The sequence below is a fragment of the Lutibacter sp. genome, from assembly GCF_040883305.1.
In the GTDB taxonomy this organism is placed as follows: Bacteria; Bacteroidota; Bacteroidia; order Flavobacteriales; family Flavobacteriaceae; genus Lutibacter.
Genome location: NZ_JBFLKT010000166.1, coordinates 1 through 8,243, shown reverse-complemented (window position 1 = coordinate 8,243; position 8,243 = coordinate 1). Strand labels below are relative to the sequence as shown.

Sequence of the window (8,243 nt, the reverse complement as noted above, 5' to 3'; positions counted from 1 at the left end):
TTAAAACTTGGGATATTTTTGATGATGTTATTGGTGCCTATGGAGGAAGTATTGAGCAAGTTTTTGCCGTTGGTGGAGATGCTGAATTAGCTGCCGGAAATGCCAAAAAAGCAAATCGATTTAAACCAGTAGTACGTTATTTAGGTCCATTTACGTTAACAAAAGGAAAAACAGCTTCGCATATAATTCAGTTGCCAAAGTATATTGGTTCGGTTAGAACAATGGTAATTGCAGCAGATAATGAAATTGGTGCTTATGGAAAAGTTGATGAAACTACTCCAGTTAGAAAACCATTGATGGTTTTGGCTTCATTGCCACGTAAATTAAGTCCTGGAGAAAAAGTAACACTTCCAGTTACCGTTTTTGCAATGGAAAATAAGGTGAAAAATGTGGAGGTAAAATTAAAATTATCCGAAGGCATTAAAGTTATTGGAGCAACTTCTCAAAATATATCTTTTGAAAGCCCAGATGAGAAAATGGCGTATTTTCAATTAGATGTTTCAGAAGCAAAAGCCATTGGAAAAATTGAAGTAATTGCTTCTGGAAATGGAGAAAAATCATCTTATCAAGTTGAAATTGATGTGGTAAATCCTAATCCGATTTCAATAAAAAGTAATATGTTAGAATTGGCCGCAAATGAAACAAAAACTATTGATTTTGAAACCTTTGGAATTTCAGGAAGTAATTTTGCTGAGATTGAGTTTTCAACCTTACCTTCAATGGGTTTTAATGGTAGATTGCAATATTTAATTCAATACCCGCACGGTTGTGTAGAACAAGTTACTTCTAGCGTTTTTCCGCAGTTGTTTTTAAGTGAAATTTTTGATATTCCATTACAACAAAAACAAAAAATAACGGAGAATATTAAAAAAGGAATCGAAAAAATTAGTGATTTTCAAGCCCCAAGTGGAGGATTAAGTTATTGGATGGGTCAAAATACCGCCAACGATTGGGGAACAAGTTACGCCGGACATTTTATGATTGAAGCTGAGAAAAAGGGATATGTTTTACCATTAACTTTTTTCACGAATTGGATAAATTATCAAAAACAAGCAGCACGTAATTGGAGACCAAGTTATAACAGCTATAATTCAGATTTAGCACAAGCATACAGATTATACACATTAGCTTTGGCCGGACATCCAGATTTATCTTCAATGAACAGATTGCGAGAGTTTAGTGAACTTTCAAACAATGCAAAATGGCGATTGGCTGCCGCATATGCATTGGCTGGTCAAAAAGAAGCGGCAACCAAAATTTCAAATACGGCTAATATTAATTTTGAAAGTAGTACTTACGATTATTATACGTATGGATCTGTTGATAGAAACCGAGCAATGGCAATGGAAACAATGTTGATCACTGGTAATAATGAAGCTAAAGAATTGGCAAAATACATTGCTAAACGCTTATCGTCTAATAGTTGGATGAGTACCCAAACTACAGCGTATAGTTTATTAGCTATGGCTAAAATGGTTGAAATAAATGGAGGTAAATCTATAAAATTAAACTATACCTTAAACAACGAAAAAGTCGAAAAAGTCGATTCTAAATTTGCTATTGCGCAACGAAATTTAGGAATTGTTATGGGGCAAAATTCGGTTTCAATCACCAATAATCAAGCAAATGTGGTATTTGTAAACGTGTCAATTGGCGGAATTTTACCAATAGGACAAGAAATTTCAGAAAAAAGAGGTTTAGGAGTTAGTATAGTTTATAAAGATGCTCAAGGAAATTTGGTTAATGTGTCTAAATTAACACAAGGAACAGAATTTGAAGCGCACGTAACCGTTAGTAATTTAAAAGAAGAAGAAGTGCGTGATATTGCACTTACTCAGATTTTCCCTTCGGGGTGGGAAATTGTAAACACACGTTTTACCGATTTTGGAAGTACGGCTACTAAAAACGCAAATTATACGGATATTAGAGACGATCGTGTTAATTTTTATTTCGATTTAAATAAAAGTCAGTCTAAAACATTTAAAGTGTTGTTAAACGCATCGTATTTAGGGAATTATTATTTGTACGGTTTACAGGCAGAAGCAATGTATGATAACGAGTATTTTACACGAACTAAAGGACAATGGATTGAGGTAGTGAAGTAAATAATTTGTCGTTACGAGGAGAGAAACGACGAAGTAATCTGTTTCTTAATCAGCAGATTTCTTCGTCGTTATACCAAACTCCTCGCAATGAAGAAATTTTAATATGAATTCAATAAAAAAACATAAAATCAAACTACTAATAGCCGTTATTTTACTAACGGCTTATTATTTTTCATTGCCTAAAACCTTATTTAAAAATCCAACATCAACTGTAATTGAAAGTGCAGAAGGTGAATTATTGGGTGCAAAAATTGCAGAAGATGGTCAATGGAGATTTCCTCAAAACGATAGTATTCCAATTAAATTTAAGCAATGTATTATTCAGTTTGAAGATGCTTATTTTTACAAGCACCCGGGATTTAATCCAGTTTCAATTTTTAAAGCTGCTATTCAAAACTTAAAATCGAATTCCATAAAAAGAGGCGGAAGTACTTTAACGCAACAAGTTATTAGATTATCTCGAAAAAACCAGCAAAGAACCTATTTGGAAAAGTTAAAAGAAATTGTTTTAGCAACCAGAGTGGAGTTAAGGTATTCTAAAGAAAAAATACTTTCATTATACGCTTCTAATGCTCCTTTTGGCGGAAATGTTGTTGGATTAGATGTTGCTTCGTGGCGGTATTTTGGACGTTCACCCAGCCAACTTTCTTGGGCAGAAAGTGCAACATTGGCAGTTTTACCAAATGCACCAAGTTTAATTTATCCGGGGAAAAATCAACAAAAATTATTGATTAAACGAAATAGATTGTTAAGAAAATTGTTGGATGAAAAAATAATTGACAAACTAACTTACAGTTTAGCAATTCAAGAAGAATTACCTCGAAAACCATATGCAATTCCACAAATAGCACCACATTTGTTACAACGAGTGGTAGAAAATCAAGAAGGAAAACGCGTTAAAACTTCTATAAAATTTGGATTGCAAAACAAGGTAAATTCAATAGTTAAAAGTCATTATAACGAATTAAGTCAAAATCAAATTAACAACATTGCTGTATTGGTTTTAGATGTAAAAACAAGAAAAGTTTTGACATATGTTGGAAATTCACCAACTACAAAAGAGCATCAAAAAGATGTTGATATTATTAACAAACCCAGAAGTACAGGAAGTATATTAAAACCTTTTTTGTACGCCGCAACGTTAGATGCTGGAGATATTTTACCAAATACGTTGGTTGCCGATGTTCCCACACAAATAGGAAGTTACAAACCTGAAAATTTCAATAAAGAATTTGATGGAGTTGTTGCTGCAAGTGAAGCTTTGTACAGATCGTTAAATGTTCCTTCGGTTAGAATGTTGCAAAGTTTTGGATTGGATAGGTTTTATCATTATTTAAAACAACTGAATTTAAAAGACTTAAAATACAATGCAAATCATTATGGTTTATCGTTAATTTTAGGAGGTGCAGAAAGTAATTTATGGGATTTATGTAAAAGTTATGCAGGTATGGCTTCAACAATAAATCATTATGAAAACACACAAGGAAAGTATTATAAAAACGAATTTTTAGAACCTTCTTATTTACATAATTTTAAACCAGCTTTTGGACAAGTATCAACCGAAAAAACCATTTTTGATGCAGGTTCAACCTATTTAACTTTTGAAGCATTAAGCAAAGTAAATAGACCAGAAGGAGAAGAAAATTGGGAGTTTTTTGATGCTTCAAACAAAATAGCTTGGAAAACAGGAACAAGTTTTGGATTTAGGGATGCCTGGGCAATTGGAGTTACAACAAAATATGTTGTTGGAGTCTGGGTAGGAAATGCAGATGGAGAAGGCAGACCCGGTTTGGTTGGGGTTTCAACTGCAGCTCCAATATTGTTTGATGTTTTTAATCAGCTACCAAATAGTAACTGGTTTGAAAAACCTTTTGATGAATTAGTGAAAATCCCTATTTGTAATAAAAGCGGCTATAGAGCAAGTGAATATTGCGAGAAAAAAGATATTGTTTTTATACAACAAGCTGGTTTGAAAACAGCTCCTTGTCCATATCATATTTGGGTGCATTTAGATAAAAATGAGCAGTTTCAAGTCAATTCTTCATGTCAATCGTTAAACAATATGGTTCATAAAAGCTGGTTTGTATTACCTCCATTACAAGAATTTTATTTTCAAAAAAAGCATCCAAATTATAAAAAATTACCAAATTATAGATCCGATTGTTTAAGTGAAAATTTACAAAAAATGGCGTTCGTTTTTCCAAAAAAAAATGCTTCAATTTACTTATCTAGAGATTTTAATAATAAAAATAACGGTCTGATTTTTAAACTAATACATGCCAATGAGACAGCGAGTGTATTTTGGTATTTAAATGATGGTTATATTGGAGAAACAAACACTCTTCACGAGATAGAAATTTCACCTAAAAAAGGAAAGCATCTAATTACAGTTGTGGATGAGTTTGGAAATGAAATTAAACAAAAATTTGAAATTAAAGAGTAACAGTTTGAACATATATTCAAATGTTGTATCTTGCAAATTAAATAATTAACATCGACCCTTTTGACTATGTTACAAATCTTATTAGTTGACGATGAGAACGATGCTTTAGAAGCATTAGAATGGAAGCTTAACAACTATATTGATAATGTGGAGGTTACCAAATGTAATTCTCCAATTGCAGCCATTGATATAATTAATGAAGATAAGCCAGATGTTGTTTTTTTAGACATCCAAATGCCTGAAATGGATGGCTTTACAATGATAGAGAAGTTAGAAAATAGAGACTTTAACCTTATTTTCACAACCGCACATGATGAATTTGCTCTAAAAGCAATAAAAGTATCCGCAATAGATTATTTATTAAAACCAGTTGATAAAGATGAACTGATTGTCTCTATGGATAAAATCCATAACCTAAAAAAGGGAGATTTATTAGAAAATAAACTACAAATTTTATTAAATAATTTAAATGATAATAATGATAAAATAAATATTTCTGCTGATGGAAAAGTTTATTTATTAGATAAAGATGATGTAGTTATGTTAAAGTCTGATAAAAGTTATACTACTATTTACTTAAAATCAGAACAACAAATTGTGGTTTCAAAAACACTAAAAGAGGTAGAAAAGAAATTTTTATTTTCACACTTTTTTAGAGTTCATAATTCGTATCTAATAAACTTAAACCATGTAAAAGAATACTTAAAAGGTTTAGGTGGTGAATTAATTATGACCAATGGTTTAACAGCCAGTATAAGTAGAAATAGAAAAGCCGAATTATTTAAGAAACTTTATTTAGACTAAAGAATGTTATTAGATTATCATTCTGAAATATATGCGTGGATAAGAGGAGGTCTATTTATCTTGTTTATATATCATATTTTAATTTTCTTCCAAAATAAATCAAAAGTATATCTATACTATAGCTTATACCTTTTAGCATTTAGTGTTTATTTATTTAAAGATGTTGCTGTTGGCAGCCCTACCCTATTTGAATATTTAAATTATTCAGTTCAATTTTTGGCCTTTGCAGCTTATATTTCTTTTGCTAGAGATTTATTAGATTCTAGATTTCATTTATTAAAATGGGATAAATTTTTTGAAATATCAGCTCGTGTATTCCTTTTATTAGCGTTTATGTTTGTGATTATTCAATTTTTCTTTGGGTATCAATTCCAAATTAAGGCATATACACTAATAGCACCTATTTTAACATTGTTTGCTATAATTACCTTTTACATTATTTTAATTAAAATTAAAAATAGCTTTGCACTATATTTTGTTATTGGATCTTTACTATATACTTTACTAGCTAATATTACTTTTTTAGAACATATTATTGGAAAAGAACCATTTATTAAAATAGGTATTGAACCAAAACTATTTATTTACATTGGTTTAATATTACAAGCAATAATTTTTTCAGTTATAATAGGTTCACTAATAAAAAAAATTGAAGATAAAAGTAAAAATGCAGAGGTTCGATTAGCAATTAAATTAAAGGAAATGGAAGAGTTGAAAATGACTGCACTTCAAAGTCAGATGAATCCACATTTTTTATTTAATTCTTTAAACTCCATAAATAATTTTGTAATAAAAAGTGATGTTGAAAAAGCATCAGATTATATTACGAAATTTTCAAAATTAATTCGTGTTATTTTAAATAGCTCTTCCAGTCCAACTTCAACACTTTCTGATGAATTAGAAATTCTTGCATTGTATGTTAAATTAGAACAAATGAGAGTCTCTGGAGGTTTTAATTATATTGTTAATGTAGATAAAAATCTTAGTTTAGAGAATATTAAGGTTCCGCCATTATTTTTACAACCTTTTATTGAAAATGCTATTTGGCATGGTATTATGAAAATGGAAGGCGAAAAAACAATTGAACTAACCATAAAAGAAGAAAATAAAAATGTTTTATGCATTGTTCAAGATAATGGAATTGGGATTAATAAAGCCAAAGAATTATCTCATATGAGTCAAAAACGCAAGTTTTTTGGCGCAGAAGCTACAGAAAACAGAATTAGAATTTTATATCAAAATAAAGACGTACATATTTTAACAAAAGATATTTCATCAAACACTAAATCAGGCACACAAGTTTCAATTAGATTTCCTCTAGTGTAGTATTAAAACCAATTTTCAAATTATTTTTAAATATATCTATTTTACCATTTATTTATAAAAACGTGCCATTTGCAGATTTATAACAGTTCTTTGTTAACATTATTTATTAGAATCTAATTTCTAACGTATATTTGATTTGTATTAATGTCAAGAGGGGTTTTGACACTGTACATTAAAACATTAAATAAGTCTTTGGGGTTGATTTATTTATTCCTTGAACATTATAAATTAATTTATATAATGTTCAAGGTTTTTTTTTGCTGTAAATTTATTATAAACAAACCTTTCTCTTTTAAATTTTTAATAGATATATTTGAAATAATTATGAAAGATAAATTTCAAATATTACTATTCTATCTAATAACTACAGCAGTTTGGTCTCAAATTGATTACTCAAATAATTGGGAAGATTTCTATTCCTATAATAATGTAAAAGATTTTATAAAAACTGAAGATCAACTGCATGCTATTGTAGATAACGCTGTTTTTACATTCAATAGTGCAACCGGAGAAATGTCAAAAATTTCATCTGTAAATGGACTTTCAGGAGCATCAACATCAAGTATCTTTTATAGTACTGCTTATAAAAAATTAATTATTGGTTATGAAACCGGATTAATTGAAATAATTGATACTAAAAATAAAATTACAATATTAAAAGATATCGTTAATTTTAATTATTCTGGAAATAAACAAATAAATAATATTACAGAATTCAATGGTAAGTTATACCTTTCAACTTCATTTGCAATAGTTGTTTACGACCTCGATAAATTACAATTTGGAGATACATTTTTTATAGGAAATCAATCCTCAGAAATAAGAATAAACGAAATAAAAATAGTTGATAACACCATTTATGCAGCAACAGAAAATGGTATTTATACAGCATCCGTTAACAATCCAAATTTAATAGATTTTAATAACTGGACGCATCATTTTTCTGAAAATTTTTCTTCAATTGAAGCCTTTAACAATCAGGTTTATGTAGCTAACGGACGAAAGTTGTATAAATTTATAGACAATAATCTTCAACTTCAAAAAAATTATCCTCAAACAATTAACGCCTTAAAAGCTTCGGAAGATTATTTAGCACTAGCAACACAAAGATATGTCTACGTAATTGATAAAAACGATACAGAAAAATTAAACTATGTAACCAATGCTAATCAAGAATATTACTATAACCTAAATGCTGCTTATTTTGAAGATAATACACTTTATTTAGGCACAAAAGAGTTTGGCATATTAAAAAGCTCTATAGAAAATATTCCAGATTTTGAAGAAATTCATCCAGATGGACCTGTATCAAATTTACCTTTTTCAATTTCAGCAAAAGAAAGCCATTTATGGGTTGTTTATGGCTGGTACGATGGTGCTTATGCACCTAGAGGAGGACGTTATGGAATAGATCATTTTAACGGAACAAACTGGCACAATACACCATACAGTCAAATAAATGTAAGTGACCTTGTAAATGTTACTTTCGATCCGATTAATATAGAAAAAGTATATATAAGCTCTTGGGGAGGAGGTATGATAATTGTTGAAGATAACGAAGTTAT

4 protein-coding genes and 1 pseudogene are annotated in these 8,243 nt (G+C 29.7%); all 5 read left to right on the top strand.

The annotated features are described in order from the left end of the window. The coding region (locus AB1Z17_RS05350; RefSeq protein ID WP_368050764.1) for an alpha-2-macroglobulin at positions 1-2,105 on the top strand (2,105 nt) is incomplete at its 5' end. A 103-nt stretch (positions 2,106-2,208) separates the two neighbouring features. Continuing rightward, positions 2,209-4,548 carry a penicillin-binding protein 1C gene (gene pbpC / locus AB1Z17_RS05345; protein WP_368050763.1) on the top strand — a complete coding sequence of 780 codons (2,340 nt, stop codon included), beginning with the start codon at positions 2,209-2,211 and terminating at the stop codon, positions 4,546-4,548. 66 nt (positions 4,549-4,614) lie between these two features. Next, positions 4,615-5,352: a LytR/AlgR family response regulator transcription factor gene (locus AB1Z17_RS05340; RefSeq protein WP_368050762.1), complete on the top strand. Its 738-nt coding sequence runs from the start codon at positions 4,615-4,617 to the stop codon at positions 5,350-5,352. Positions 5,353-5,355: 3 nt separating this feature from the next. Continuing rightward, positions 5,356-6,678 (top strand): sensor histidine kinase, encoded by a 1,323-nt coding sequence (locus AB1Z17_RS05335; RefSeq protein WP_368050761.1) that lies wholly within the window; start codon positions 5,356-5,358, stop codon positions 6,676-6,678. A gap of 324 nt (positions 6,679-7,002) precedes the next feature. Next, positions 7,003-8,243: pseudogene (locus AB1Z17_RS05330) on the top strand (hypothetical protein); the annotation flags it as partial.